Genomic DNA, 23,977 nt, shown 5'->3' with positions numbered 1-23,977 from the left:
CCCTACGAAGCCGTGAAGCGCTACACCTGCGGGGGCTGTGCCAACACCATCGAGGTCGGCGTCGGTCACGTGGTTGCCGTGCCTGTCGATGCCCCCGACTTGCGCCGCCACTGGCATTGGGGCTGCTGGTCGGCCAAGGACCGGCGGCGACCGCTGGGCTAGGCGGCCGAAGCGTTAGAAGGCGGCAGTACGCACCTCGACGGTGCGGCCCCGGACCGCAGCAGCGTCGCAGCGCAGCGGTCCTGCCCAGCCGCCGCGCTGACGCACATACTGCGCTGCGAGACGCCGGACTTGCTGCTGCTTGCGCGGCGTGATCGCCTCAAAGCCAGTGCCGTACCGGTCGCCGGATCGGGTCTTGACCTCGCAGAACACCAGCTCCGAGCCGTCGGTCACCACGAGGTCCAGTTCTCCGAGCGAGCATCGCCAGTTGCGATCCAGCACGCGGTAGCCGCGCTCGGCATACCAGCGCTCGACGAGATCCTCGCCGTATCGACCGAGCGCCTGACGCCGAACGGTCACCCGCTCCTCACGTCCGGTCCCCGACCGATGGTGTGCCGGCTAGAAACGCTTCTCGCGAATCCGTGCTGCCTTGCCGACGCGGTCGCGCAGGTAGTACAGCTTCGCTCTGCGCACATCGCCGACGGCCACACGCTCGATCTTCGCGATGGTGGGCGCGTGCAGCGGAAAGGTCCGCTCGACCCCTACGCCGAAGCTGAGCTTGCGAACGGTGAAGGTCTCGCTGATGCCCGACGAGTGCCGTGCGATCACGTACCCCTCGAACACCTGGGTGCGCTGCCGGTTGCCCTCGACGACGCGTACATGGACGCGCACCGTGTCACCGGGGCCGAAGTCAGGATGATCGTCTCGAAGACGAGCCTGGTCGACAAGATCGGTGCTGCCCATGGCGATCCGACTCCCGTGATCGGCGTGACGACGAACACCGCAGGCTAGTGGTCAGCCTGCGCGTTGCGGCACTGTTCAGCCATCGTCGATCTCGAGGCCGAACTCTGCGAGAAGCTCCCGATCCGCCTGGCTGACGCCACGGGCCGCCAGCAGATCAGGGCGCTCGGCGGCCGTGCGGACCAGCGCCATCGCCTGGCGCCAGCGATTGACCCGGGCGTGGTCGCCGCTGCGCAGGACTCCGGGTGCCTCAAGCCCGCGGAACGACGCAGGCCGCGTCCACTGCGGATGCTCCAGCAGCCCGGTCGCAAAACTCTCGTCTGCGCTGGAAGCCTCGTTGCCCAGCACGCCGGGCACCAGTCTGCCGACGGCTTCCACGATGACCATGGCGGCGAATTCGCCACCGGCCAGCACGACATCGCCGATGGAGACCGAACCGTCCACGAGCTCGGTACGGATGCGTTCGTCCACCCCTTCATAGCGGCCGCACAGCAGGCTGAATCCCCCTGCTGCGGCCAGCTCGGCAGCCATCGTGTGATCGAACCGCCGGCCGCCGGCGTCGAGCAGCAGCAGCGGCCGCGGCGGCGAGACCGCCTCGACGGCGGCAAAGACGGGCTCGGGCATCAGGATCATGCCCGGCCCGCCCCCGAAGGGGGCATCGTCGATGGTGCGGTGAGCGTCGGTGGTCGCCAGCCGCAAGTCCCAGCAGCGGATGTCGAGCACACCGCTGCGTCGGGCTCGCCCCAGAACGCTCAGCTCGCACATCGCATCCAGCTCGGCCGGGAAGATGGAGAACAGGTCGATGCGCAGTCCTGTCTCCGGGCTTCGTGCCCGAGCGGATTTGGCCTCAGCTGAGCTCGAAGAGCCCATCGGGCACCTCTACGTGGACGGCACCGGGCTCGCAGCGCACCACGAACGTCAGCGGCACGAGGTGACCCGTGTCGAGTTCGAGCAGATCTGCGGCCGGATTGGCCACAACGCTCGTGATCACCCCTGCGTCGGATCCGTTCTGGTCGATGACCGAGCTCCCGCACAGCTCGTGCACCCACAGCTCGTCGGGGTCATCCAATGGTTCGGCAAACACCGTCGTGCCCGTGAGTGCCGCCGCCGCATCGCGATCATCGATGCCATCGAAGCTGACGAGCCATCGATTGCCATCGAAGCGCGAACGGGACACCGCTCGCTCCCCGGCGGCGGTGATGAGCTTCGAGCCGACGTCGAATCGCTCAAGCCGGTTGGTGACCGGGTGCAGGACGACGTCGCCGCGCACCCCGTGTGCGCGTCCGACCGTCGCGATCTCCAGCAAGGCCGCTGGGCGGGAATCAGTCCCGGAAGTCGACTTCGACTTGGACGCCATCGCGATGGGCTGCAGCGCGCACCAGCGTTCGGATGGCATTCGCGACGCGACCTCGCTTGCCGATTACCCGACCGATGTCATCTGAGCTCACGGTCGCCGTCAGGCTCAGCTTCGAGCCCGACTCGGCAATCTCGACTTCCACCTGGTCGGGATGCTCGACCAGCTGGGCGATGAGATACAGCAGAACCTCTTCGGCAGTGGTGGTCTCGGTGTCTGCGCCGGTGTGACCGTCGGTCACTGGACCTCCCCTGGTTCAGGTGACTTCGACTCAGATGCCCCGTTGCCGGGTGCCGGCTCATCGGCAGTCGCCTGCCCGGAGGCTGCCGGCGAGTCGTCTGCGCCCGCGGGCGGAGTGTCGAGCACCAGATCGGGCGCCGGCGCTGGGGCGGGTTCAGAGGGGGCAGCCTCGGCGGTATCGACGCTGCCGTCTGCAGGCCCCGATGAACCCTGCGAGCGGAACTCGTCCCACGCACCGGAAATCGTCAGCAGCTTGGAAACGGTATCGCTGGGCTGCGCCCCGTGGCTGAGCCAATGGACAGCGCGCTCGTTGACGATCGAGATGGCGGAAGGCTCCTGTCGAGGGTCGTAGGTGCCGATCACCTCCAGCACGCGGCCGTCGCGGGGCTTGCGGCTGTCGACTGCGACGACGCGATAGCTGGGCTGCTTCTTCTTGCCTGTGCGCTTGAGGCGCAGACGAACGGCCATGTTGCTCCCGGTGAGGTGGATTCGGATGGGGGCTCGTGGGACCGGCGAGCCGATGGGCCGCCGCGCCGACGAACGAGCCTAACGGGCAAGCGCCGAGTAACCCCGTGCCCGTCAGCGGCCTGGCAGCTTCAGGTCAAGCGCATCCCAGTCGATGTCGGCGACGGACGGCTTGCCTGCACGAGACGCCCCCTTGGGCGAGACCCTGCCTCCCCCACCGGTACGCGAGCCGCCGCCAGCACGGCCCGTGCCCTTCGAGCGCTTGCGGCCGGCCTTGCGGCCAGCAGGCCGACGCTTCGAGCCCAGGCCCATCATGCCGCCCATCATCTTGCGCATCTGGGTGAACTGCTTGAGCAGGTTGCTGACTTGTGCTGATGACGTGCCGCTGCCGGCTGCGATGCGGGCGCGGCGGGAGGCATCGATGATCTCGGGCGACACACGCTCGGCCGGCGTCATCGACAGCACGATGGCTTCGGCGGTGGCGATGCGATCATCGTCGATCTCAGCATTGCGAACTTGGTCAGAGACGCCCGGCATCATCGAGACGATGCTCTGCAAGTTGCCCATCTTGCGAAGCTGACGAAGCTGGTCCACGAAGTCGTCGAGCGTGAATGTGCCCTCAGCGAGACGCTGAGCTGCTGCTTCTGCCTCTTCGGCCTCGTAGACGCGCTCCGCCTTCTCGATGAGCGTCATCACGTCGCCCATGCCGAGAATGCGGCTCGCCATGCGGTCCGGATGGAACTGCTCGAAGTCGTCGATCTTCTCGCCGACCGATGCGAACGCCACCGGGCGGCCGACGACCTCGGCAACGGACAGGGCCGCGCCGCCGCGGGCGTCGCCGTCGAGCTTGGTCAGCACGATCCCGTCGACCTCGAGCGTCGCGTGGAAGGTCTCGGCGGTGGTGACGGCGTCCTGGCCCACCATCGAGTCGACGACGAGGAAGGTGTAGTGCGGTTCGACGGCATCCGAGATGCGGGCCACTTCGGTCATCAGCTCGGCATCGATCGCCAGCCGGCCTGCGGTGTCCACGATGAGTACATCGCGGCCGGCGCGCCGGGCATGGGCGAACCCGCCAGCCGCGCAGGCCACAGGGTCACCCGGTTCGCTCCAGACCTCCACATCGATGCTGCGGGCCAGCGTCCGCAGCTGCTCGACGGCTGCCGGACGCTGCAGGTCGGCGCCGACCAGCAGCGGGTTGCGGCCTTGGGACTTGCACCACTGCGCCAACTTGGCGGCAGCCGTCGTCTTCCCGGAGCCCTGAAGCCCAGCCAGCAGCAGGACGGTGGGCGGCTTCGAAGCGAACTGGATGTCGAGCGGCTGACTGCCCAGGATGTCGACGAGTTCGTCGTTGACGATCTTGGTGACCTGCTGGCCGGGCGTGAGGCTGGCGGTGACCTCGCCGCCGACGCTGCGCTCGCGCACCCGCTCCACGAAGCGGCGTACCACGCCGACATTGACATCGGCCTCGAGCAGTGCCAAACGGATCTCGCCCAGCGCCTCGTCTACATCGGCCGGACGCATCCGGCCGCGGCCCCGCAAGCCCCGCAGGGTGCCGGACAGGCGGTCAGTCAACGTGTCGAACATCGTTCAGCCTCCGAGCAGCGCGTCGATGTAGCTGTCAGGGTCGAAGTCCACGAGATCGTCTGGGCCCTCGCCGAGCCCCACCAGCTTGACCGGCAGGCCCAGCTCGGCCTCGATGGCAAAGACGATCCCGCCCTTGGCCGAGCCGTCCAGCTTGGTGAGCACGACGCCCGTGACATCTGTGGCCTCGGCGAAAGCTCGCGCTTGGCTCAAGCCGTTCTGGCCGGTGGTGGCGTCGATGACGAGCAATGTCTCGGCGACTGCGCCAGGCTCCCGATCGGCGACGCGGCGCACCTTGGCGAGCTCGTCCATCAGGTTCTTGCGATTCTGCAGCCTGCCGGCCGTGTCAGCAAGCACAACGTCCGCACCTCGGGCCGCAGCTGCGCTGACCGCGTCATGCACGACCGAGCTGGGGTCGGCCCCGGAGCTGCCTGAGATCAACTCCGCACCGCACCGGTCAGCCCACGTCTGCAGCTGCGCAGTTGCGGCGGCGCGGAACGTGTCACCGGCAGCCATGACGACGGATCGGCCTTCCGCCGAGAGCCGGGCTCCCACCTTGCCGATGGTGGTGGTCTTGCCCACACCGTTGACCCCTACGAACAGCCAGACAGGCGTGGCATCTTGCCTGTCCTGGGCAGTCGCGTGCAGCGAGCGCTCCCCGGCGAGGGCTGCGCGCATCACCTCAGTCAGCGCGTGCATCAGACCGTCGGCGTCTGCGATGCCCTCATCGGCGGCCCTGGAGCGCAGGCGTTCCAACGTCGCCATCGTGGTAGCCACGCCGACATCGACGCCGAGCAGTGCCTCCTCCAGGCTCTCCCAGGTCGTCGCATCAGGTTGCCGTCGGCTGATCGATGCCAGCCGTTCACGCAGCGTGCGCTGCGAAGACGCCAGTCCGGACGCAAAGGTGGCTGGGGACTGTGCCGGCACCGTGACGGGGTCGTCCGTCGCCCGCGCCGGAGACGGCGACGCGGCGACGGGGGTGTTCGGTGCCGGCGGCTTCGAGCGTCGCTGTGTCGCGCGATGGATGAATGGGAGGCCGGCGAGGAGCACCGTCGCCACGACGACGACGATGACGATGAGAACTTCCGTGGTGCCCACTGGTCGGCAGGCTACCGAGGTGCCGTCGCGGGCTCCCTGCGATCTTGGGGTTCCGGCTGTTCCGACAGGACCACGCTGGAGCCGCCGGGCGGCATGGACACGCCGTACAGGACGTCGGCGGATTCCATCGTGCGGCGCTGATGGCTCACGATGATCAACTGCGACTCGCGCCGGAACTCGGCCACCAGATCCAGGAAACGCTGCAGGTTGACGTCGTCCAGCGCTGCTTCGACCTCGTCGAGGACGTAGAAGGGCGACGGCCGGCTGCGGAACACAGCGAAGAGGTACGCCAACGCCACCAGCGAGCGCTCGCCGCCTGACAGCAGCGACAAGCGTCCGATGCGCTTGCCGGCCGGCCTGACGTCAAGTTCCACGCCACAGGTCAGAAGCTCTTCTGGATCGGTCAGCGAGAGCCTGCCCGTGCCGCCCGGGAACAAGGTGCCGAACAGCTCAGCGAAGTTCCGGGCGACATCTTCGAATGCCTCTGCGAAGGTGGCGATGATCTCGGCATCGATCGCGCGGATGACTTTGTGCAACTCTCTGCGGCTGTTGCGAACGTCCGCGAGCTGGTCGGCCACAAACTCGAAACGTTCTGACGCAGCTTCGTACTCCGACAGAGCCAGCGGGTTCACTGGGCCCAGGCGATTCAGATCGGCGCGCAGCGTCCGTAGGTGTGCAGCTGCAGTGACACCGTCGGGCAGCGGCGGCGGCGATGCGGCAAGCGCCGTTGCCGGGTCTGCGGCGAAGTCCGCCCGAAGCATCGAGACAAGAGCGTCTCGCTTGGTGCGGCGTTCTGCATCCGCCACATCGAGGGCCGCGAGCTCGATACGCAGCTGCTCCTGGCGAGCCCCCGCAGCGTCACGCTCGCGCCGGAGTGCGTCGAGACGCTCTGTCAGCTGACGCACAAGCTCCGTGCGGGCCTCGTGGCGAGAACGCAATTGCCGCTCTTCGGCGTCGAGACGTTGACGACGCTGCGAGAGCAGCCGTGCAAGCCGATCCAAACCGGACACGACGACCTCGGTCCTGTCCAGGCGAGCGGCCGCGGCAGCGCGAGAGCTCTCATGACCTGCAAGGCGCTGCGAAATGGCCTGGAGCCGCTCGGTCAACGCCGATCGGCGATGCTGCTGCGCAGCAGCGCGGTCCTGCGATGCCTGAGCCTGAGCGGCCTGCCGCGCCTCACCCGTCACAACGCGGCGTCGCAGCGTTTCCGCTGTGCGCCGTGCCTGACCGCACGCATCCGATGCGGCTCGGTGCGCCTGCTGCGCCGAAGCCCACGCCGCTGCTGCTTGGCGATGGTCGTGGGTGAGCTCGTCAATCCGTGCTCGCGCGTGATCGAGCGCCGCAGTGGCCGCAGCCGGCCCCGTGCTGCCGATCCGCCAGCGTCGGGATCCAAAGCGGTCGCCGCTGGACGTGACGAAGACGGCGTCTCCCCTCTCACGGGCCGCCATCGCCCGGTCATACGCGCTGGACCAATCGCCGGGAACACAGATCGTTCCGCCGATGATTGCGTCGAGCAGCGAGCCGATGTGGCTGTGGCACCAAGGCGGAGCGTCGGGGGCCACCCGAACGTGGGGCCGTACCGACTCGCCGGGCCCCGACGGCGTGCCGGCCGGGCGACTCGGCTCACGAGGAGCCGGCAGTTCGTCGAGCGAGATCACCGCGCCGCTCGCATCGCCGTCGACGAACGCAGCGAGCGCCGCAGCCGCTGCGGCGTCGTCGCGCACGACGACAGCCGACAGCGCTCCGTCTGCAGCAGCCTCGACGGCCGCTTCCCATCCGTCGTCGATGGTCACGAGATCGCTGAGCACTCCGATGACTCCGGCCACGCCATCGAGCACCGAGATGCCGGAATCAGTGCGTGCGGCAGCGACTGCGGATGCCAACGCCTCGAACCGCCCGATCCAGTGCTGCAGCTCCTCTGCCGCGTGCCGCTGATGCTCGTCAGCCTGCGACAGCACCGCGGCAGCGGCCTCGAGACGCTCCTCGGCCTCGGCGTGGGCCTCTTCGGCCGCATCGGCCGCCGCGCGGTCGACTTCCGCGCTGGCGCCGGCCTCGGAGTCTGCGCCGTCGGGCGAGACCTCGGTTGCCGGAGCCTGCGCGGGAAGTGCGTCCAGCTCCGCCAGCTCGGCCGACACCCGTGCGTGTTCATCCGTCAGCGTCGCCACCACATCGGAATCGAGCAGGGCGTTGCGTTCCCGCTCGACTGATCGCATTCGCTCATACGTCTGGCCGATCAAACCGCGCGCCCGCTCTGACATCGACGCCACACGCGGCAGCCGATCAGCCGGCTCTGCAGTCAGCTGGGCCAGCTGCGACTGTGCGTCGTCGATCGCCCCGTCGATGTCGGAGATCGATACAGCTGCGGCCTCTTGCTGGGCCGCGAACTCGATCCGCCGAGCATCGGAGGCGCTCTGGGCCTGATGATGGGCCGCCAGCTCGCGGCCCGCGTTGTAGAGCTGCAGCTCAGCCAGTTCTGCACTGAGCTCGCGATGCCGGCGCGCTGCGGTGGCCTGCCGCTCCAGCGGCCGCAGCTGCCGGCGCAGCTCACGCTGAAGATCTGTGAGGCGGGTCACATTTGCCTGGGTGCCCTCCAACCGTCGCTCGGCCCGTTCCTTGCGGCGACGGAACTTCAGCACGCCAGCCGCCTCTTCGATCAGCGCTCGCCGTTCTTCGGGACGGGCGGCGAGGACCTGCTCGATCTGGCCTTGGGCCACGATGATGTGCTGCTGGCGGCCGACTCCGGCGTCGTTGAGCAGTTCCTGCAGGTCGAGCAGACGGCAGGGCGTCCCGTTGAGCGCGTACTCGGATTCGCCCGAGCGGAACAGCGTGCGCGTGATGGCGACCTCCGCCGTCTGGGTGGGCAATGTCCGCGACTCGTTGTCGATCACCAGGGTGACCTGCGCTCTGCCCAAGGCGGTCCGGCGATCGGTGCCTGCAAAGACGACGTCGTCCATCCGCTGGCCTCGCAATGCGCGCGGCCCCTGAGCGCCGAGCACCCACGCGATGGCGTCCACGACATTCGACTTGCCGCTGCCGTTCGGGCCGACCACCACCGTGACGCCGGGCTCGAAGGTGAGCGTGGCGTTGTCTGCGAACGACTTGAAACCGGACAGTGTCAGGGAGCGAAGGAACACGGCAGCTCGAAGCGTGGGGGTCGACGTCTACACCTGATAATCGCAGTAGTGGTGGGTCACGCCCCGGATGTTCGCGGTGAGGACGTCGCCACGGCCGTTGCGACATCGCTCGCCCGCGCGTCCGAAGACCTCGAGGTACGGATCGAAGCCTCCCGACTTGCCGAAGATGTCGAGATGGCCGCTGGTGCCCGAGCCCCGATACTTGATGGAATTGTGGACCGTTTCGACGATGGCCCGGTAGAGCCGCCGGACTTCCTGGGTGTTCAGCTCGCTGGCAACGCGTGCGTGGGAGAGCCGTGCTGCGTGCAGCACCTCATCGGAGTACATCGGTCCGAGCCCTACCACGAACGTCTGGTCCAGCAGCAGATCGCGGATGGTGTCCGAGCGGCCGCGCAGCATGAGCGCGAAATCAGTCCAAGGCATCGGCATGTCGACCGGATCGAAGCCGAGATCTGTCTGGTCCGGGAACACCTTGTGGTAGCGGTTCTTCGCGATCACCCGCAGCGTCGCGTCGGCTCCTGAGTCGAGCAGCCTCAGCTGCCCGCCCTTGGTGAACGTCAGCACGACCTTGGTGTCGGGATCTTGGGGTGTTCTGGACGTCGCCCGCCGCAGCGAGCCCGTGGCGCCGAAGTGCGCCACCATGATTTCGTCCGGTCCGAGGTCGAACAGCAGCAGCGTGCCATCGCGGGACACAGACATGATCTTCTTGCCCTCGAGCAGGTCGGCGAACTGCTGCTTCGAGCGCATCGCCGGCAGCGCTTTCTTGGTGCCCGGGACATCGACGGTCTTGACCCGCCGGCCCGTGATCTCCTTGTCGAGATCGCGCCGGGCTATCTCGATCTCCGGCAGTTCAGCCATGGGCGGGCGCCTCCGCATCAGTAGGTTGCTCGGCCTCTAGGAGCCGCAGGCATGCAGCTTGCGCCGCGCGACGTTCGGCAGCGCGTTTGGTGGAACCCTCGCCCCGACCCCAGACCTCTTCGGAAATCCGTGCCGCCGCAACGAATCGAGGCTGGTGCGCAGGCCCCGAACTCGACACGTCGTAGGTGGGCTCGGTGCCGAATTGTCGAGCCGCGAGTTCTTGGAACCGGTTCTTGGCCTCGCGGGCGTCCGGCTCGCTCGCCGCCTCGGCGAGGCGTTCGCCCAGCAATCGCTCCACGACGTCGCACGCCGCGCGATAGCCGCCGTCGACGAACACCGCTCCCAGCACCGCTTCGAGGGCGTCGGCCAGGATCGAATCCTTGTCCGCGCCGCCGGTGGCGGCCTCACCCTTGCCGAGGAGCAGCACAGGTCCGAGCTCGCAGCCGCGGGCTGCTTCGGCCAATGCGCTGGCGTTCACCACTGCGGACCGCACGGTGCTGAGATCGCCCGGCCCGAGATCAGGCCAACCGGTCACCGCGAGCTCGCAGACGCACAGACCCAGCACGGCGTCTCCGAGAAACTCCAAGCGCTCATTGGAGGCCGCCTGGGGCCCCGTCGGGTGTTCGACGTTGCGCTCGTGGCACCAGCTCCTGTGCGAGAGGGCCTCGGTCAGCAGCCCGGCGTCGGCGAAGCGATATCCGACACGCTTTGAGAAGCTGTCGTGGTCGGCGAGTTCGGCGACAGCGATCTCCACGTCAGCCGACGCGCTCCATCACATAGTCGATGGCGTCGCGCACGGTCTTGAGATCTTCGAGATCTTCGTCTTCGATACGAAAGCCCACGGTGCGGTCCGAGAGCTCCTCCTCCAGCGCCTCGACCAGCTCGATCAGTGCCAGGGAGTCAGCACCGAGGTCGTCCACAAACGACGACGACTCAGCGACCTGGGCTGGCTCCAACTCCAAGATGTCGGCGAGCTGGTCGCGGATGAGATCGAAGACCTCTTCGCGCTCGGGTGGACTCTGACGCACGTGGGTTTCGGCGGGCATGGCGGCGGCCAGCCTACCGGTGGTCGGAGGAGGCCGACGGGAGGCTGACGGCCGCCAGCTCGCCCAGCAAGTCGGCCTCCACCATGCGATGAGCGACTCTGATGGCGCTCGTCACGGCTCTGGGGCTCGACGAGCCATGCGCGATGACGCAGACTCCCCGCACGCCCAGCAGCATCGCGCCCCCGACGTTGTCGGCACTCATTTCGTCGGCCAGCGGCGCCAGCAGGCGAAGCGCTTCGGCACCCGCCTGCCCGCCTTCGGACAGGCGCTCCAGAATCAGACGCACAAAGAACGACGCCGTGCCTTCGAGCGACTTCAGAAGCACGTTGCCGGTGAAGCCGTCGGTGACCACAACATCGACGGGGCCATCGAGCACGTCACCCCCCTCGACGTTGCCGAAGAAGTCGATCTCGTCGTCAGCCGCAAGCAGCTTGTGGGTTTCCTTGACGAGCAGGCTGCCCTTCTCCGGCTCTTCGCCGATCGACAGCAGCCCGACTTTCGGTGCCGCCACGCCGAAACGGATGCGGCTGTAGGCCGAGCCGAGACGGGCGAACTGGTGCAGCCATTGGGCATTGCAGTCGGCCATGGCGCCTGAATCGAGCAGGACACGCGCCGTTTGGCCGCCAGGAACCGGAAAGGCGGTCGCGATGGCCGGCCGGGCAACGCCGGGCAGGCGCTTCAGCCTCAGCAGGGCTGCCGCCGCCACGGCCCCGGTGTTGCCGGCGCTCACCACGGCCGACGCCTCACCGTCACGCACGGCGTTGACGGCACGGCTGATCGATGAGTCCCTCTTGGTCCGCACCGCACGGCTCGGTTCCTCGGACATCTCGATGACCTCGGAGGCCTCGATGACGGCAAGCGATTCGCCACCGGCCTCCACGATCGCATCGCGCCGGCCTACGAGCAGCACGTCGAGGCCTTCGCGCACTGCGGTGAGCGCCCCTTCCACCACCGCATCGGGCGCGTGATCGCCGCCCATTGCGTCGACAGCGACCGGCAGCGTCATCAGCCCGACCCCAGACCCGCCATTCGGCACGGCCTCATGCGATCGTGACTCAAGCGATATCGAGGGCTTGGCGACCGCCGTACCAGCCGCACTGCCCGCAGACCCGGTGGGGCAGCTTGGCCGCGCCACAGCGAGGGCACACGCTCCTCGGTGCCGCGTTCAGGCGCCATGCTGCAGCGCGACGCGAACGCGTCTTGCTCTTGGATGTCTTCTTCTTGGGGACTGCCACAACCGGACTCCTCGAGCGGAGCATGCAGCCTATCCATTGGTGCTCCTCAGCTGACTTCCGGTCTCACGTCATTCTCCTGCGTCCAGCCGGCCCCGCAGCGCGTCCAACGCCTCCCAGCGCGGATCTGCGGGCTCTGCCGGACGGCCGGTGTCCGGATAGTCGTGGGGCCCGGTGAGTTCCGCTGGCAGGTTCGGGCACGGCTCGGGGTGCGGGCACGGGATCGCCTCGATGGGCAGCTCCAACAGGACCGCCTCCCGCACCATCGGGGTGAGATCGGCGTACTCGGGGCCGAGTGCGTATTGCTCACCCTCGCGTGGCTCGGCGGCGAACACCTCCCGGACCGCCGACTTCACCTCCCCGTCGAGCGGCAGCCAGCAGCGGGCGCACGGACCGGTCCAGGTTGCCGTGACCTCGCCAGTGACGCTGAGACCGCCACTGATGAGCTCCAGCATCACTGCCACGCAGACGTCGCTGTCGAGCGGCACCTCGACATCGGCGATGCGCAGGGTCTCTCGTGACTCGCCACCCAGCAATACCGACGCTGGCACCGTTGCAGACCACTCGAGCTGCCCATCGGGGATCGATCGCAGGGGCACTGACAGGGACCGCACCGGGTCCCTCGCCGGCAACGCGGATGGGTCAGCCTTCCCTTGTTGCACCAATTGCTTGCCGCTCTTGTTCGCTCCGCTCACGGGCCGCTCGGGCCACGGCTTCGCCTGCCGGCTCAGCCTCTGGCACTCACATCTGGTCCTGGTCGAATACGACGGGATGAGTGATCGGCGGGTGAGCATCAGGCTGCCGAGCTTCGGGACCGCCGCCGGACGGTGCCGCACCGCCGGTACCCGTGGCACCTGCGCCTTGCTGCGCCGCAGGGACGCTCGGCGATGCGGGTGCCACCGGAGTCGCAGTGCGCTTGCCGAGCTTGCGTCGTGCCGCTTGGACCGCTATCTGGACCTGATCGACCGCGCTCGCAAACTGCGCCAGCTGCCGTTCGCAGTACTCATCGACTTCATGGCGGCGGCGGCGAGTCTGGATTCGGGCATCGTCGAGCAACTGGCGTGCGCGCCGCTCGGCCGTGCGCACGACCTCGGTTCGCTGCACCATCTGAGCGACACGGCTGCGTGCCTCATCAATGACCAGGTTGGCGTCGACACGTGCCTGTGCCAGCACCTCATCGCGCTCGCGAAGCAGCCAGCGGGCCTGGCGCGTCTCGTCGGGCACCGCCGCCAGCGCGGACTCGAGCAGGGTCATCACTTCGTCGCGGTTGATCATGACCGAGGTGGACAGCGGCATCGGGCGCGCAGCGTCGATGATCTCCATCGCCTCGCGGATGAACTGCTCGGCCGTCACCGAGGGTGGGCGCGGTGCAAGCGACGCCGGACCTGCGGCCTGCGTCGGCGTCGGCGTTTCCTCGGTGGGTGCCCCAGTCTCAACCGAAGGCGGACCGAATGGAGAATGCGGCTGGGGTACTCCGGGGTGAGCCCCCGGCTGCGGCGGCGCCTCGACGCCGCCTTCGGACATGCTCATGCGCCCTCCCCCTGCGTGATGCGCTGCCGGAGTCGAGCGGCCACCGGAGACGGGACGAGATGCGAGCAATCGCCGCCGAACTTGGTGATCTCTCGGATGTAGTTGGAAGCGATGAAGAGATGCTCGGTTCGAGGCGGGACGAAGACCGTCTCGACACCGGTCACCGAGTGATTCATGTGCGCCATGCGCAGCTCGGACTCGAAGTCGCTCTGGCTGCGGAGCCCTTTCACGATGACATCGGCACCAAGGCGCTGAGCGAGGTCCACCACCAGTTCTCCGAATTGCACCACCGAGACGTTGCCCAGATGGCTTGTCGATTCGACGATCATCGCGACGCGCTCGTCATCTGAGAACAGCGGCGTGGCCTTGGCCGGATTCCGCATGGCTGCCACCGTGACCGAGTCGAACAGCCGGGACGCCGCCGATATCACGTCGAGATGCCCGTTGTGCACAGGATCGAACGAGCCTGGATACATCGCCATGACCACCGAAAACGGTTCCTCCGGATCGATCCGCGTTCAGTGGGGCGACCGTACCGCGCCGCAGTCGTGAATCGAGGGACCCTCAAAGGCGGAGCCGCAAGGCGAAGCCGTGGCCCGAGCGGCCTGTGAGCGGAGCGAACGAGAGCGGGAAGTGATCAGAGCCGCCGTCAGCTCGGTGTCTCGGTGTCCGGGACGATGAGGTCCCAGCGGTCACCGCAATCGGCGCAGCGGTATGCGACGACATCGCCGGGCTGGAAGCCCCAATCCGGCTCGGGCACACTCAGCAGGCCGCAGCGGCCTCCGCAGTCGACGCAGATGATCTCCTCGGGCACTGCGAGTTCGTCCATGGTCGCAGTGTCGCACCCGCGTATGGTCGCCTCATGCGCGTGGTCGGCGGGAAGCTGGGCGGCCGTCGCCTCAAGACGGTCGGCACAGATGCGGTCCGGCCGACATCGGACCGCGCCCGCGAGGCCGTCTTCAACATGCTCGTCAGCCTGGGCCTGCCCGACGGTGCAGCAGTGCTGGACCTGTTCGCCGGCTCGGGAGCGCTCGGCATCGAGGCGCTGTCACGCGGTGCTGCGCACACCACGTTCGTGGACTGGGATGCAGTCGCCTGCCGGACTGTCACGGCGAATCTGACGGCGCTTGGCATCATCGAGCACGCCACGGTGGTCCGAGCTGATGTCGGCGGATTCCTGGCTCAGCATGGCGACTCGATGGATCTCGCATTCGCCGATCCGCCCTACCGATTCGACGGCTGGCGTGATCTCCTCGACGCAGTAAACGCCGACGTGCTGGTGTGCGAGTCGGACCGCGAGATCGAGCCCGGCCCCGGTGATGAGTGGCGCACGCATCGAGTGCGCCAGTACGGCACCCCCGTCATCACCATCCTGCTTCGACACGCCGAAGCGCCATGCGGCGAGTGAGCGGTCCGGGTTAGCCGCGCTGCAAGTAGTCGGGGTCGCGGCGGCTGGCGAACCAGTCGATTTCGTCTGCAAGCGCCGGATGCGCATCGAGATCCCCGTCGGCCGCGATGAGATCGGCAGCAGCGTCGCGCGCAGCCTGTACCCAGGTCAGATCGCGGGCCAGCGATGCCAGCTTCAGATCGCTGCGGCCGGACTGGCGTTCATCGAACAGCGTGCCCTCGCCGCGCAGCTCGAGGTCACGTTCGGCCAACTCGAATCCGTCGCTCGATTCCGAGAGTGCGGTGAGCCGTTGGACAGCCGTAGGCGTCGGCTCGTCGTCGCTGACGAGATAGCACGATGATGCATGGCTCCCCCGACCCACCCGGCCACGCAACTGGTGCAGCTGCGCCATGCCGAAACGATCGGCGGACAGCACGACCATCACCGTGGCATTCGGAACGTCGATCCCCACTTCGATGACCGTCGTCGCGACGAGCGCATCCAGCCCTCCTGTCCGGAATCGGGTCATCGTGCGCTCCTTGTCGGCGGGCGGCATGCGACCGTGCAGCAACCCGACCCGAAGACCGGCAAGGGATCCGTCTGCAAGCTCGGCGTGCATCCGCTCCGCCGAGCGCGCATCGAGGCTCTCGCTCTCGGTGATCAGCGGACACACCACGTACGCCTGACGGCCGGCTTCGATCTCGCTGCGCACGTCGGACCACATCGATTCGACAGCCAGGGGCCCGCGAACCCACTGCGTCGTAATGGGTGTGCGGCCCGGCGGGAGCTCGTCGAGCACGGAGACGTCCAGATCGCCGTACACCGTCATTGCCGCAGTGCGAGGAATGGGCGTCGCCGTCATGACGAGAAGGTGGGGGATGCGGCGGTCGTCACGGCCGCCTTCCCGGAGCTGCGCGCGCTGTGAAACACCGAACCGGTGCTGCTCATCGACCACAACCACGCTGAGCGAGCCGAACTTCACCGACTCCTCCAAGAGGGCGTGCGTGCCGACAACGATGTCCGCCGCGCCCGTGGCGATTTCCGCCAGCACCTCTCGACGCTGCGTTGCCGAGCCCGAACCGCTGAGCAGGCACAGACGCAGCGGCCGCATGCCGCTGAGGCGCTCACTGTCAGGGATCTCGAAGCTGTCGAGCAGCGCCCGCAAGGCAATGAAGTGCTGCTCGGCGAGCACCTCGGTCGGCGCCATGAGCGCACCTTGGTGGCCGTTCTGCACGGCGACGAGCAACGCATGCAGGGCCACGAGCGTCTTGCCGGATCCGACATCGCCCTGCAGCAAGCGATGCATCGGGCGCGAGGTGCTCACGTCGGCATCGATGTCGGCCATCGCACGGCGCTGCGCACCCGTCAGCTCGTAGGGAAGGAGACGGTGAAATCCCTCGATGAGATCACCGGCCGGCTCGTGTGCGATGCCGAGTTCACGGGCCTCACGCGCCAAGCGTTGGCTCCGGAGCATGAGCTGCACCCGCAAGAGCTCGTCGAACACCAGCCGGTTGCGGGCTGCCGCCTGGTCGGACATCGATGACGGTTCGTGGATGTCGGCCACCGCGGCGGCCCGTTCGACGACCTGGAACCGGCTTCGCAACCAGTCGGGCACCGGATCAGCAATACCCCGGGGCGAGCAGCGCCGCTGCGCTTCGGCTACCCAGCTTGCGACATCCCAGGTGGCGATTCCAGCCGTCTCTGACTGCGGGTACACCGGCACGATCCTGCCGGTGCGGTCTCCCAGCAGATCCACCACAGGATTGGTCATCTGCTTGCGTCCCCGGTAGTTCTCCACCTTGCCGAAGATCGCCACCGCCAAACCGTCGGTGAGCTGACGCTCTCTCCACGCCTGGTTGAAGAAGATCACGCTCATCGTGCCGCTTGCGTCGCCGACCTCGACGCTCACCAGCCGGCGGCCGCCTCGCAGGCGCCGGCTCGATACCGACAGCACATCTGCCACGACTGTGATCTCCGCGCCGACGGCGGCCTCGCTGATCGGGGCCTGGGCCGTCCGGTCGATGTACCGGCGGGGATAGTAAGTGAGCAGATCGAAGACGGTCTCGACCCCGACCGCGTGCAAGGCCTTGCGTCGATGCGGACCGACGCCATTGAGGCGTTGAACGTCAATCGAGTCGAGCTCACGCAGCGTCAGCGGTTCAGGGGCCGCTACGGCTCCGGAGTCAGTCCCGTGCGATGCAGCCGCGGCGCTGGATCGGCCCGGAGCCGGCTGGCTGGGCCGGGGTGGGCTCATTCGATGCCGAAGAGGTACGGGTAGTGGTCCTGCCCGCCTGCGTGGCGCTCCAGTTCGACGTCTGGCCAATGCTGAGCCAGCCACGACGCGACGTCTTCGGTCTGGGCGGGCACCGCACCTGCCCCTTCGATCAGCGTGAGTATCTCGTGGTCGGGCTGCAGCATGTGCCCGAGCAGCCCGATGGCGGCCGCACCTGCCGTGGAGCCAGCAGCCACGATTCCCGACTCGTCGAGTCCGATCCACTGTCCGGCCGCGACATGACCGACAGACGCATTCACCTCACGCACGGCCTGTGTCACCTCGCCTGCGGCAACCGCGTCGGCTGCGTCGGTCATCGTCGCGGCGTTCTGCGACGCATCGGCAGCCGGGTCGTAGCCGATCAGCGCCGCGAGACCCGCGGGCACCGAGGTGGTGGTCACGACCTCCACGTGCTTGACCGTGTGCGCATCGACCTGGCGCGCGACCGGGATGATGTTGGAGTTGTTGGGCAGTATCACGACATGCTGCGACGGTGCGGCGGTGACAGCTGCGAGCAGTTCCGCCGTCGAGGGATTCATCGTCTGCCCCCCGGTGACGATCTCCTGAGCGCCCAGCGCAGCGAAGAGCGCGTCGAGCCCGGCCGCAGGCGAGACCGCGATGACCGCGCAATCGACCTGCGGCCGATCCCCGCTCACGGTGTCGTGCCCGCCATGAGCGCTGTGTCCCCTGTGCTCCCCGTGCGCTCCATGCACACCCAGACCAGCGACCTGCTCGTGCAGATCGGTGATCTGAATGCGGTGCGGTCGTCCCGCGTCGATGCCCGCTTCGATGACAGGGCCGATGTCGTCAGTGTGGATATGGCAGTTCCACAGGCCGTCGCCGCCCACCATCACAATGGAGTCGCCGAGCGAATCCCACGCCGACTTGAAGGCATCGATCTTCTCGTCAGGCGCCGCGAGCAGGAACATCACCTCATAGCGCGTGCCGGAGGGATCGTGCGCCTCGTGCCCGCCGTGCCCGTCCCCGTCGAGGTGGCGGTGCAGCTCAGCCCGTTGCTCGGCCACAGGATCGACACTGCCGTTCGGCAGCTGAGCACCGGCGTTTCCGTGCGCGATGACGGCGGCCACATCGGCCGGCAGTTCCACCTCGGCGGGCAGCGGGCGCCCATCGACCACATGCAGCATCGCGTCGAGCAGCAAGAGGTAGCCCGCGGCACCCGCATCCACGACGCCGGCGTCGGCAAGCACCGGCAACTGCTGCGGTGTGGCCTCCAGCGCCTCCTGGCCGGCTCGCTTGGCGCTCTCGAGCACGGCTGCGAGCCCGTGGGCGCCGGGGCCGGCACTGTCTTCGGCGAGTGCTTCGAGTGTGCGCTGCGCAGCCTGCGCCGACGCGCGCGCCACACTCAGAATCGTGCCCTCAACCGGCCTCATGACCGCACTGTCGGCGGCCGCACTCGCGGCCACCAGGCCCTTGGCCAGCATTCCGGCGTCTATCGGCGGCGGCTCGCCGGCATGATCGTCCCCCGGTGCCAGCGTTGCGGCGAATCCTCGCAGCAGCTGGCTGACGATGACCCCGCTGTTGCCTCGCGCGCCCATCAGGGCGCCGTGCGAGATGGCACGGCAGATGTCCGCCCTGCCGGTACCGGACCCGAGCAATTCCTCGCTGACGGCCGCCAGTGTCATAGCCATGTTGGTTCCCGTGTCGCCGTCGGGCACCGGGTAGACGTTCAGACGATCGATCGTGATCCGATGCTGCTCCAGCGCTGCGCGGTACACGCGCATCGTCTCGGCCAGTGCTTCGGAATCCAGAACGGTTGCGGATCCGGCCGTCGATTCGAGGTCCCGATCGCCCATGACTGCCGAAGCTACAACGCGCCCGCGGTGACCGGTTGCTAGCGTTCCGGGGACTGCGCGAGCTGCTTCTGCAGCGCGGCAGATTCCCAGCCATCGGAGGCGCATGTGCAAGGCGTCATCAAGTCGTACGACCCGGCATCCAAAGTCGGAGTCGTGACCGACGACGTCACGCGCGCCGAGCATGAACTGGCTCCGAATGCCTTGGAGGGCTCCATCTTCCGGATGGTGCGGCAAGGCCAGCGAGTGATTTACGACCTGGACGGACGGGGGCTCGCCACGCGGCTGCGTCTCGGCTCGGAAGTGGACCTGGGAACACCTGATTGGATCACCGCCGGGGGGGAGACAGCGTGATCTGAGGCCGGGGCAGACGCGCCGGCCGAAGAGCGAGTTACCCGTCTCAGTTTGTGCGCGAGCGCGAGACTCGGACCCGGAGGACAAGTTGCCTGCCACCACTCACCGCCAGTTGATCGATTGGGTCGATCATTGGGCCGGCGTGCTGCGGCCCGATGCAGTCCACTGGTGCGATGGCTCACAGGCGGAGTACGAGCGGCTCTGCCGACAGATGGTGGAATCGGGGACGCTCATCCCGCTCGATTCCGACGCTCGCCCGAACAGCTACCTCGCCCGTTCCGATCCGGGCGATGTGGCCCGCGTCGAAGATCGCACCTTCATCTGCACCGAGGGCGCCATCGACGCCGGTCCGAACAACAACTGGCGGGAACCCGCCGAGATGCGCGAGGAGCTGCTGAAGCTGTTCGAGGGCTCGATGCGTGGCAGGACCATGTATGTGGTGCCGTTCTCGATGGGACCGCTCGGCAGCCATATCGCCCACATCGGGGTCCAGCTCACCGACTCGCCGTACGTGGCCGCCTCCATGCGGATCATGACGCGCATGGGCCAGGCAGCGCTCGATGTGCTCGGCGACGGCGACTTTGTGCCCTGCATCCACTCGCTCGGCGCACCATTGGAACCGGGTCAGGCCGATGTTGCCTGGCCGTGCGATGCCGATCGCAAATACATCGTCCACTTCCCCGAAACACGCGAGATCTGGTCCTACGGCTCCGGCTACGGCGGCAATGCCCTGCTCGGCAAGAAGTGCTTCGCACTGCGGATTGCTTCGACCATGGCCCGCGACGAGGGCTGGCTGGCTGAGCACATGCTCATCGTGGGCGTCACACCGCCGCAAGGCGAGACCGTCTACGTGGCGGCAGCATTCCCCTCCGCCTGCGGCAAGACGAACATGGCGATGATGATCCCCACGCTTCCGGGCTGGAAGATCCGCACGATCGGCGACGACATCGCCTGGATGAAGTTCGGCGACGACGGGCGCTTGCACGCCATCAATCCCGAGGCCGGCATCTTCGGCGTCGCGCCCAACACGGGCAACGACACCAACCCGAGCGCGCTCGGCACCATGTGGGGCAACTGCGTGTTCACCAACGTGGCGCAGACTCCCGACGGCGACGTCTGGTGGGAGGGCCTCACGCCGGAACCTCCGGAAGGTCTCATCGACTGGCGCGGCAACGAGTGGTCGCCGTCCGACGGAACGCCCGCAGCCCACCCCAACGCCCGCTTCACGGCCCCTGCCGCCCAATGCCCCACCATTGCGCCCGAGTGGGAGGACCCCGCCGGCGTGCCCATCTCGGCCATCCTCTTCGGTGGCCGGCGCGCTACCACGGTGCCGCTCGTGGTCGAGGCCTTCGACTGGGAGCACGGCGTGTTCCTGGGCTCGCAGATGTCCTCGGAGAAGACAGCTGCTGCGGCAGGGACGGTGGGCGAGGTGCGGCGCGATCCCTTCGCAATGCTGCCGTTCTGCGGATACAACTTCGGCGACTATTTCCAGCACTGGCTGGACATCGGCGCCAAACCCGGAACCCAGCTGCCGAAGCTGTACTACGTGAACTGGTTCCGCAAGGACGCCGACGGCAACTTCATCTGGCCTGGCTTCGGTGACAACGCTCGGGTGCTCAAGTGGATCCTGGAACGGGTTGCCGGCCACGGTGAAGCCGTGCCCACCGCGATCGGCCTGGCGCCGCCGCCCGAGGCGCTCGACACCAGCGGCCTGGACCTGACCCCGGCAGAGATCGAAACGCTCCTCGGCGTCAACGAGGACGATTGGCGAGCTGAGATTGACATGATCGAAGCCCACTACCGGAATCTGGGCGAGCGCCTGCCCGCGCAGATGCGTCACCAGCTCGACCTGCTCGAGGAGCGACTCGGGCTCTGACGTGCTGCAGCGGACTGCGTACCCGCCGCGGGGCGGCAGGACCGTCAGTTGCCCAGGAACATGGCCCGGATGGCGAGCCCCATGATGAACAAGGCGCCGAGTCCGAACAGCTCGTAGCGGCGATGGGGCAACTGCTGGCGGTAGGCGTAGACGAAGGCGACCGCCACTGCGCAACAGGCCCCGTAGAACACGTGGAACGCCGGCGCATCGACCGCCGCTGCGCGCATGAGGACAACGCCCGCTGTGAGCTGGACGAAGACCAAGACCCACGCCGCCCCCAAGAACCACCACAGGCTGCGGTGTCGCAGCACGTTCCAGCGGATCGCGGCGAGCGCCCACAGCCCCGCGAGCCCGTTCGACAGCACGAGAGCCCAGCCGAGCGCAGTGTGAACTGTCGCCCAGACGTCAGCGCTCACTGCGGCGGCGCCTGCGCTCCGTGGTCGCGCCCGGGGGGCGCCTGCGTTTCGTGCTCGTGCCGGGGCGGCGCCTGCGTTTCCTGCTCGCGCCCGGGGGGCGCGACGTGCTGCGTGAACAGGTGGATGAACATGAGCAGGTTCTGAGCATCGCCGTGACCGTTGGCGAGGTTGAGCTCGCCGGGACGTCGTGCCTCGGTGTCGCTCAGCTTCATCACATCGAGCGCTCGCAAGAGCCCGACTGGCGCCCCTGCCGACACCAACTCGCTGATGTCTCGCACGAGGTGACGGCCTCGCAGCCCTTGGGACTGGATCAGGCTGCGCAGCAGCAGCCGTGCCAGCGCGCAGGCACTGGCGGGCGAAGTCTCCGCAACCGCGGCTGCCTCGGCGTACAGCGGGACCAGCTTGCGGTCGAGCCCAGGCGGAGCGTCGTGCGGCTCCCGGCGCTCCGGCTCTGCAGCGCTCGCCCCGCCAGGCGCGCCGTCGGCTGTCTCAGGCAACGGCACCGGCATCGCGCAGCTTCGCGATGTCATCGGGGTCGTAGCCGGCAATGGCCAGCACCTCATCGGTGTGCTGGCCAGGGTGCGCCGGCGGTCCCTGCACGGCTTGGACCGTGCGGCTGAAGCGCGGCGACGGGCTCGGCTGGACCACGCCGGCCACTTCGCAGAACACGTCGCGATGGATGTTGTGCGGATGCTGCGGCGCCTCCGCCAATGTCAGCACCGGGGCGAAGCACACGTCGGTGGCGTCCATGATCTCGCACCACTCGTCACGCGTCTTCGACTTGAAGACCTCCGCGATCCGCTCCTTGAGTTCGGGCCATCGACTGCGCGAGTGCTGCTTGGCGAACTCGGGATCGCCCTCGAGGCCAGCGAGCCGCAGCAACTCGGCGTAGAACTGGGGCTCGATCGACCCGACAGAGATGTAGTTGCCGTCAGCGCACTCGTACACGTCGTAGAAGTGGCTGCCGGTGTCGAGCAGGTTCGTCCCGCGCTCGTCGTTCCAGACCCCGAGCGCCCGCAGCGAGTGGAACATGGCCATGAGCGTCGCAGCTCCGTCGACCATGGCCGCATCCACCACCTGGCCTTCACCGGAACGCTGCGACTCGAACAGCGCGCAGGCCACGCCGAACGCCAGCAGCATGCCTCCCCCGCCGAAATCACCGACGAGATTCAGCGGAGCGATCGGCGGCTCTCCCTTGCGGCCGATCGGGTCGAGCGCGCCGGCCAGTGCGATGTAGTTGATGTCGTGCCCGGCACCCATGCTGTACGGGCCCTCCTGGCCCCAACCGGTCATCCGGCCGTACACCAGTCGCGGATTCCGAGCCAGGCATTCGTCGGGCCCGATGCCGAGCCGCTCCATGACTCCGGGGCGGAAGCCCTCGATAAGAGCGTCGGAATGCTCCACCAGACGCAGCAGCGCCTCGACCCCGTCAGGGTTCTTGAGATCGAGTCCGATCGATGCCCGGCCGCGGGCCAGAACGTCGATCGGCGGCCTCGCAGGGTCGCGGTCCTTCACGTTGGCCGAGCGATCGACGCGGATGACCTCCGCGCCCATGTCGGACAGCATCATGCCGCAGAAGGGACCCGGGCCGATGCCCTGCAACTCGATCACTCGCACGCCTGCCAACGGTCCTGTGCCCATGCCGACTCCCTCCGTTACTCGACGGTCACGCTACTTGGCGAAGCTTGCGGGAGGCCCACCAGCCCCAGCGCCTGCGAGCTCGCTTCGGCCACCCGCGCTATGGCGCCGGGCGTGCGCGTGCCCCACCAGAACAGATCCTGACCATCGATCACATGAGTCGGCGCAAGCGCCGACAGCTGGTCGAGATGGCGCTGGTGCCACGGATAGGGCTCGGTGGGCGCAAGCACGACGTCGAAGTGCCCTGGTGACAGATCATCAGCCTCGAGCGTCGGGTAGGTACCTCGATCGGAGAACGCCACCTCGACTCCACACCAGGAGAGCAACGACGCGCCGTAGGTCTGGGCGCCGATGGTCATGTAGGGCCGGCGCCAGATCGGGACGAAGGCACGCACAGCGCGACCTGGAGCCAGCTCGAGTGCCGCGCGCCGGGGCGGGAGCGGCTCGGCAGCCCACGCGATGCCTATCCGCGCTGCCAGGCGGCCCAACTCGGGCCCGACATCGTGCAGCGATGCGACATGCAGTGCTTCGACCTCGATGCCGGTGCCCACCAGTGCGTCGTAGTCCTCCTTGCGGTTCTCCTCGCGGTCGGCCACCACGAGATCGGGTCGCAGCTCAGCGATGGCGGAGATGTCAGGGTTCTTGGTGCCGCCGATGTGGGGCAGATCGGGTCGCTCGCAGTAGCGAGTGCAGGCAATCGGGTCGACTCCCCAGGCCGCCAGGGTCTCGGTGACGCTCGGAACCAGGCTGACGATGTGCACTGCCCGCAGCGTATGTGTGCCACC

27 protein-coding genes and 1 pseudogene are annotated in these 23,977 nt (G+C 67.9%); 4 read left to right on the top strand and 24 right to left on the bottom strand.

Annotated features, from left to right (window positions below):
- Positions 1-12 precede the first annotated feature (12 nt).
- Complete coding sequence (locus ACOGXE_RS12985; protein ID WP_419931332.1) at positions 13-162, top strand: hypothetical protein; 150 nt, start codon at positions 13-15, stop codon at positions 160-162.
- Positions 163-174: 12 nt separating this feature from the next.
- Here the strand turns inward: ACOGXE_RS12985 and ACOGXE_RS12980 are convergent, their stop codons facing one another.
- From ACOGXE_RS12980 to ACOGXE_RS12895, 18 genes are all read right to left on the bottom strand, one after another.
- On the bottom strand, positions 175-519 hold the full coding sequence (locus ACOGXE_RS12980; RefSeq protein WP_419931331.1) for a YraN family protein: 345 nt from the start codon (positions 517-519) through the stop codon (positions 175-177).
- 39 nt (positions 520-558) lie between these two features.
- Complete coding sequence (gene rplS, locus ACOGXE_RS12975; RefSeq protein WP_419931330.1) at positions 559-903, bottom strand: 50S ribosomal protein L19; 345 nt, start codon at positions 901-903, stop codon at positions 559-561.
- A gap of 75 nt (positions 904-978) precedes the next feature.
- The gene (trmD, locus tag ACOGXE_RS12970) at positions 979-1,770 is read right to left on the bottom strand and encodes a tRNA (guanosine(37)-N1)-methyltransferase TrmD (RefSeq protein WP_419931329.1); all 792 of its coding nucleotides are present in this window, start codon (positions 1,768-1,770) and stop codon (positions 979-981) included.
- Positions 1,748-2,257: a ribosome maturation factor RimM gene (rimM, locus tag ACOGXE_RS12965; protein WP_419931328.1), complete on the bottom strand. Its 510-nt coding sequence runs from the start codon at positions 2,255-2,257 to the stop codon at positions 1,748-1,750. Before rimM ends, trmD begins: the two co-directional genes overlap by 23 nt.
- Entirely contained in the window at positions 2,223-2,495 is a 273-nt protein-coding gene (locus tag ACOGXE_RS12960) for a KH domain-containing protein (RefSeq protein WP_419914980.1), read from the bottom strand. The genes rimM and ACOGXE_RS12960 overlap by 35 nt, the downstream gene beginning before the upstream one ends.
- Entirely contained in the window at positions 2,492-2,962 is a 471-nt protein-coding gene (rpsP, locus tag ACOGXE_RS12955) for a 30S ribosomal protein S16 (protein WP_419931327.1), read from the bottom strand. The genes ACOGXE_RS12960 and rpsP overlap by 4 nt, the downstream gene beginning before the upstream one ends.
- 111 nt (positions 2,963-3,073) lie before the next feature.
- A complete protein-coding gene (gene ffh / locus ACOGXE_RS12950) occupies positions 3,074-4,543 on the bottom strand; it encodes a signal recognition particle protein (RefSeq protein WP_419931326.1) in 1,470 nt (489 codons plus the stop codon).
- A gap of 3 nt (positions 4,544-4,546) precedes the next feature.
- Positions 4,547-5,638, bottom strand: coding sequence for a signal recognition particle-docking protein FtsY (gene ftsY / locus ACOGXE_RS12945; protein WP_419931325.1), 1,092 nt, complete (start codon positions 5,636-5,638; stop codon positions 4,547-4,549).
- An 11-nt stretch (positions 5,639-5,649) separates the two neighbouring features.
- Positions 5,650-8,772, bottom strand: a complete 3,123-nt coding sequence (locus tag ACOGXE_RS12940) for a chromosome segregation SMC family protein (protein ID WP_419931324.1) — start codon at positions 8,770-8,772, stop codon at positions 5,650-5,652.
- A gap of 27 nt (positions 8,773-8,799) precedes the next feature.
- The gene (locus ACOGXE_RS12935) at positions 8,800-9,630 is read right to left on the bottom strand and encodes a DNA-formamidopyrimidine glycosylase family protein (protein ID WP_419931323.1); all 831 of its coding nucleotides are present in this window, start codon (positions 9,628-9,630) and stop codon (positions 8,800-8,802) included.
- On the bottom strand, positions 9,623-10,384 hold the full coding sequence (gene rnc / locus ACOGXE_RS12930) for a ribonuclease III (protein WP_419931322.1): 762 nt from the start codon (positions 10,382-10,384) through the stop codon (positions 9,623-9,625). Before rnc ends, ACOGXE_RS12935 begins: the two co-directional genes overlap by 8 nt.
- 1 nt (position 10,385) lies before the next feature.
- Positions 10,386-10,676 (bottom strand): acyl carrier protein, encoded by a 291-nt coding sequence (locus tag ACOGXE_RS12925; RefSeq protein ID WP_419931321.1) that lies wholly within the window; start codon positions 10,674-10,676, stop codon positions 10,386-10,388.
- 13 nt (positions 10,677-10,689) lie between these two features.
- A complete protein-coding gene (gene plsX, locus ACOGXE_RS12920; protein WP_419931320.1) occupies positions 10,690-11,682 on the bottom strand; it encodes a phosphate acyltransferase PlsX in 993 nt (330 codons plus the stop codon).
- A 49-nt stretch (positions 11,683-11,731) separates the two neighbouring features.
- The gene (gene rpmF, locus ACOGXE_RS12915) at positions 11,732-11,935 is read right to left on the bottom strand and encodes a 50S ribosomal protein L32 (protein ID WP_419931319.1); all 204 of its coding nucleotides are present in this window, start codon (positions 11,933-11,935) and stop codon (positions 11,732-11,734) included.
- A gap of 44 nt (positions 11,936-11,979) precedes the next feature.
- Positions 11,980-12,507, bottom strand: coding sequence for a YceD family protein (locus tag ACOGXE_RS12910; protein ID WP_419931318.1), 528 nt, complete (start codon positions 12,505-12,507; stop codon positions 11,980-11,982).
- A gap of 142 nt (positions 12,508-12,649) precedes the next feature.
- The gene (locus ACOGXE_RS12905) at positions 12,650-13,438 is read right to left on the bottom strand and encodes a hypothetical protein (protein ID WP_419931317.1); all 789 of its coding nucleotides are present in this window, start codon (positions 13,436-13,438) and stop codon (positions 12,650-12,652) included.
- Positions 13,435-13,920, bottom strand: coding sequence for a pantetheine-phosphate adenylyltransferase (coaD, locus tag ACOGXE_RS12900; RefSeq protein WP_419931316.1), 486 nt, complete (start codon positions 13,918-13,920; stop codon positions 13,435-13,437). The genes ACOGXE_RS12905 and coaD overlap by 4 nt, the downstream gene beginning before the upstream one ends.
- Before the next feature lie 167 nt (positions 13,921-14,087).
- Positions 14,088-14,267 (bottom strand): hypothetical protein, encoded by a 180-nt coding sequence (locus ACOGXE_RS12895; protein ID WP_419931315.1) that lies wholly within the window; start codon positions 14,265-14,267, stop codon positions 14,088-14,090.
- A 33-nt stretch (positions 14,268-14,300) separates the two neighbouring features.
- Here ACOGXE_RS12895 and rsmD point away from each other — a divergent pair, with 33 nt between their 5' ends.
- On the top strand, positions 14,301-14,846 hold the full coding sequence (gene rsmD / locus ACOGXE_RS12890; RefSeq protein ID WP_419931314.1) for a 16S rRNA (guanine(966)-N(2))-methyltransferase RsmD: 546 nt from the start codon (positions 14,301-14,303) through the stop codon (positions 14,844-14,846).
- Between the two features lie 10 nt (positions 14,847-14,856).
- Here the strand turns inward: rsmD and recG are convergent, their stop codons facing one another.
- Positions 14,857-16,974 (bottom strand): ATP-dependent DNA helicase RecG, encoded by a 2,118-nt coding sequence (recG, locus tag ACOGXE_RS12885; protein ID WP_419933521.1) that lies wholly within the window; start codon positions 16,972-16,974, stop codon positions 14,857-14,859.
- Between the two features lie 101 nt (positions 16,975-17,075).
- Complete coding sequence (locus tag ACOGXE_RS12880) at positions 17,076-18,911, bottom strand: DAK2 domain-containing protein (protein WP_419931313.1); 1,836 nt, start codon at positions 18,909-18,911, stop codon at positions 17,076-17,078.
- 153 nt (positions 18,912-19,064) lie between these two features.
- Between ACOGXE_RS12880 and ACOGXE_RS12875 the strand changes: the two genes are divergently transcribed.
- Together ACOGXE_RS12875 and ACOGXE_RS12870 are read left to right on the top strand one after the other, a co-directional pair.
- Entirely contained in the window at positions 19,065-19,262 is a 198-nt protein-coding gene (locus ACOGXE_RS12875) for a hypothetical protein (protein ID WP_419931312.1), read from the top strand.
- A 79-nt stretch (positions 19,263-19,341) separates the two neighbouring features.
- Positions 19,342-21,138: pseudogene (locus tag ACOGXE_RS12870) on the top strand (phosphoenolpyruvate carboxykinase (GTP)); the annotation flags it as partial.
- A gap of 44 nt (positions 21,139-21,182) precedes the next feature.
- On the opposite strand, the gene ACOGXE_RS12865 reads toward ACOGXE_RS12870, so the two are convergent.
- From ACOGXE_RS12865 to ACOGXE_RS12850, 4 genes are read right to left on the bottom strand one after another with little or no spacing between them, the layout of a single operon-like run.
- Positions 21,183-21,554 carry a hypothetical protein gene (locus ACOGXE_RS12865; RefSeq protein ID WP_419931311.1) on the bottom strand — a complete coding sequence of 124 codons (372 nt, stop codon included), beginning with the start codon at positions 21,552-21,554 and terminating at the stop codon, positions 21,183-21,185.
- A complete protein-coding gene (locus tag ACOGXE_RS12860; protein ID WP_419931310.1) occupies positions 21,551-22,063 on the bottom strand; it encodes a hypothetical protein in 513 nt (170 codons plus the stop codon). The genes ACOGXE_RS12865 and ACOGXE_RS12860 overlap by 4 nt, the downstream gene beginning before the upstream one ends.
- Positions 22,044-23,195, bottom strand: a complete 1,152-nt coding sequence (locus ACOGXE_RS12855; protein ID WP_419931309.1) for a CaiB/BaiF CoA transferase family protein — start codon at positions 23,193-23,195, stop codon at positions 22,044-22,046. Before ACOGXE_RS12855 ends, ACOGXE_RS12860 begins: the two co-directional genes overlap by 20 nt.
- A gap of 14 nt (positions 23,196-23,209) precedes the next feature.
- Positions 23,210-23,953, bottom strand: a complete 744-nt coding sequence (locus tag ACOGXE_RS12850; RefSeq protein ID WP_419931308.1) for a helical backbone metal receptor — start codon at positions 23,951-23,953, stop codon at positions 23,210-23,212.
- Positions 23,954-23,977: the final 24 nt, after the last annotated feature.

It is taken from the genome of Candidatus Poriferisodalis sp. (assembly GCF_965208555.1).
In the GTDB taxonomy this organism is placed as follows: Bacteria; Actinomycetota; Acidimicrobiia; order Acidimicrobiales; family Poriferisodalaceae; genus Poriferisodalis.
This window is presented reverse-complemented; position numbering and strand designations above follow the sequence as displayed.

What these genes read in the sequence shown, in the direction of transcription:
- ACOGXE_RS12855 (WP_419931309.1), bottom strand. Translation starts at nt 23,195, where the DNA reads ATGGGCACAGGACCGTTGGCAGGCGTGCGAGTGATCGAGTTGCAGGGC.
- ACOGXE_RS12925 (WP_419931321.1), bottom strand. Translation starts at nt 10,676, where the DNA reads ATGCCCGCCGAAACCCACGTGCGTCAGAGTCCACCCGAGCGCGAAGAG.
- rimM (WP_419931328.1), bottom strand. Translation starts at nt 2,257, where the DNA reads ATGGCGTCCAAGTCGAAGTCGACTTCCGGGACTGATTCCCGCCCAGCG.
- plsX (WP_419931320.1), bottom strand. Translation starts at nt 11,682, where the DNA reads ATGACGCTGCCGGTCGCTGTCGACGCAATGGGCGGCGATCACGCGCCC.
- rpmF (WP_419931319.1), bottom strand. Translation starts at nt 11,935, where the DNA reads ATGCTCCGCTCGAGGAGTCCGGTTGTGGCAGTCCCCAAGAAGAAGACA.
- ACOGXE_RS12935 (WP_419931323.1), bottom strand. Translation starts at nt 9,630, where the DNA reads ATGGCTGAACTGCCGGAGATCGAGATAGCCCGGCGCGATCTCGACAAG.
- ACOGXE_RS12905 (WP_419931317.1), bottom strand. Translation starts at nt 13,438, where the DNA reads ATGAGCATGTCCGAAGGCGGCGTCGAGGCGCCGCCGCAGCCGGGGGCT.
- rsmD (WP_419931314.1), top strand. Translation starts at nt 14,301, where the DNA reads ATGCGCGTGGTCGGCGGGAAGCTGGGCGGCCGTCGCCTCAAGACGGTC.
- rpsP (WP_419931327.1), bottom strand. Translation starts at nt 2,962, where the DNA reads ATGGCCGTTCGTCTGCGCCTCAAGCGCACAGGCAAGAAGAAGCAGCCC.
- ACOGXE_RS12895 (WP_419931315.1), bottom strand. Translation starts at nt 14,267, where the DNA reads ATGGACGAACTCGCAGTGCCCGAGGAGATCATCTGCGTCGACTGCGGA.
- ACOGXE_RS12860 (WP_419931310.1), bottom strand. Translation starts at nt 22,063, where the DNA reads ATGCCGGTGCCGTTGCCTGAGACAGCCGACGGCGCGCCTGGCGGGGCG.
- rplS (WP_419931330.1), bottom strand. Translation starts at nt 903, where the DNA reads ATGGGCAGCACCGATCTTGTCGACCAGGCTCGTCTTCGAGACGATCAT.
- ffh (WP_419931326.1), bottom strand. Translation starts at nt 4,543, where the DNA reads ATGTTCGACACGTTGACTGACCGCCTGTCCGGCACCCTGCGGGGCTTG.
- ACOGXE_RS12880 (WP_419931313.1), bottom strand. Translation starts at nt 18,911, where the DNA reads ATGGGCGATCGGGACCTCGAATCGACGGCCGGATCCGCAACCGTTCTG.
- coaD (WP_419931316.1), bottom strand. Translation starts at nt 13,920, where the DNA reads ATGGCGATGTATCCAGGCTCGTTCGATCCTGTGCACAACGGGCATCTC.
- trmD (WP_419931329.1), bottom strand. Translation starts at nt 1,770, where the DNA reads ATGGGCTCTTCGAGCTCAGCTGAGGCCAAATCCGCTCGGGCACGAAGC.